Here is a 2,001-nt window from a genome sequence, read left to right as displayed (position 1 = left end):
CTGCTGCCAATGTTGCGCCCATTCAAACTCCTGCTGCGCTGCCCGGCATTGGCCGGGCAGCGATGTAAGGATGAAACCGCGGATCAGAACGCCTTGGTCACGCTCGCATACCAGTAACGCGGGTAGGCCTGGTACACCGCCGAGGAATACCCGTAGCTGTCATCGGACACCGGCGGCCGCTTGTCGGCGATGTTGTTGGCGCCCAGCTTGACCGACACCCCGTTGAACACGCCCTCGCGGTTGAAATCGTACTTGACGAAGGCGTTGGCCAGGGTCTGCGACTTCACCGTCCAGGGCGTGCCATCGGCCAGGGTCAGGCTGGTTTCATGGTAGCTGCTGGCATAGCGCGCGCTCGCCCCGACGGTGATGTTCTGGTACCGCCAGGTGAGGTTGCCGCTCCATTTCCACTGCGGGTTGCCGCCGTCACCGATCAGGTCGCCGCCCCCGGTGATGGCGATCGAAGGATCGACCAGGCCGGTGGCCTTGGCGTCTTCCAGTGCCTGCAATGCCGGCGAACGATCGCGGTAGAACTCGATCAGGCGGGTGCCGTTGATGCCGATGTCGAAGCGGCCGACGCGGGTCTCCGGCGACGTCCACGCCATGCTGTAGTCCACCCCGCGCACGGTCTGCGGCTGCATGTTGACGTACTGGTCGGTGACATAGAGCACCTTGCCGGCCGGGTCCAGACCGGTGCCGGCGAAGCGGGCGATGTCATCGGCGGTCGGTGCGGCACGCACCACGTTGGCATTGCTGCCGCCCTGCTGGCGCAGCAGGTAGTCCAGGATCAGTCCGTTGCCTTCGCCGAACAGGCCGATGATGCCTTCCTGCGCGTACTTGTAGTAATCCACCGCGAAGGTGAAGCGGCCGAAGTCTTCCGGAATGAACTGCGGCTGGAACACGATGCCGGCGCTGGTGTTGGTCGAGGTTTCCGGCTTGAGGTCCGGGTTGCCCGATCGCCGCGCGGTGGTGGAGGAACGGTAGGTGGTGCCACAGGCGTTGATCGAGGCCAGCGCGCCGGAGCGCACATCGGCTTCGCACTGGATGTAATCGGTGCGCGTGTTGGAGCGGCTGACCACCGTGGCGTTGACCTGTTCCAGGTTCGGCGCGCGGAAGCCCTTGGCCCACGATGCCCGCACCGTCAGCCCGTCGACCACCGTCCAGCCCAGTGCCAGTTTCGGCTTGGTGACGTTGCCGAAATCGCTGTAGTGCTCGGCGCGACCGGCCACCTGCAGGTCCAGCGCGCGCACCAGCGGAATACCCATCTCACGCGATACCAGTGGCACCGAGAATTCGGCGAACAGGCCGGCGACGGTGCGCGAGCCTTCAGTGTCCGGGGTCGGGCTGACGCCGTACATGTCGCTGGGATAGGCGATGCCGGTGATGCGGTCGGTGTAGGTAAGGGTGCCGTCCACGCGGGCATCGCGGTCGTCGCGCTGGGTTTCGCGACGCACTTCCAGCCCGGTGGCCATGCCGACATCGCCGGCCCAGGTGCGGAACAGGTCCGGACGCGAAGCCTTGATGTCCCACAGGTACAGCTCGGTCTGGCTCTTGCGCGTGGCCTTGTAGAAGAAGCTGTCGAGCTTGCTGTAGTCGTTGCAGCCGCCGCAGAACGGGTTGTAGGCCGCCGACGTGGCATCGGCCAGCGCCTGCTGGAACAGGGTCATGCTGACCGCATCCTGGGTGTCCACCACCTTGGCCTTGGAATACAGCGCCGCCGTTTCCCAGTCGAAGCCGAAGTGGAATCCGCGCAGGCCGCCGAGCGCACGCAGCTGTGTGTTTTTCACCTCGATCTGGGTAGGACGCTCGAAGCGGTAGCTGCTGATGCTGACCGGAATACCGCCTGCGGCGACGTTGAGATTGGCCAGCCGGTTCGGGTTGACGCTGCCGTCGGGCAGGCGGGTGGCACCGAAGGGGTTCCAGTAATTGCTGGCAGCCACGGTCATCGGCAGCGCGGCGATGGTGTTGACGCCCGATTGCAGGCTGCGCGCCTCCGACTGGTAC

The 2,001-nt window shown here is 65.4% G+C and carries 1 protein-coding gene; it reads right to left on the bottom strand.

Translation table 11 applies throughout. The features are described 5' to 3' along the window. Positions 1–83: 83 nt before the first annotated feature. A partial coding sequence (locus ACXJKH_RS19375) for a TonB-dependent receptor domain-containing protein (protein WP_457321808.1) occupies positions 84–2,001 on the bottom strand: 1,918 nt, incomplete at its 5' end.

The sequence above is a fragment of the Stenotrophomonas sp. P5_B8 genome, assembly GCF_054049855.1.
Note: the sequence above shows the minus strand (reverse complement) of the source record. Positions and strands in the feature narration are given on the sequence as shown.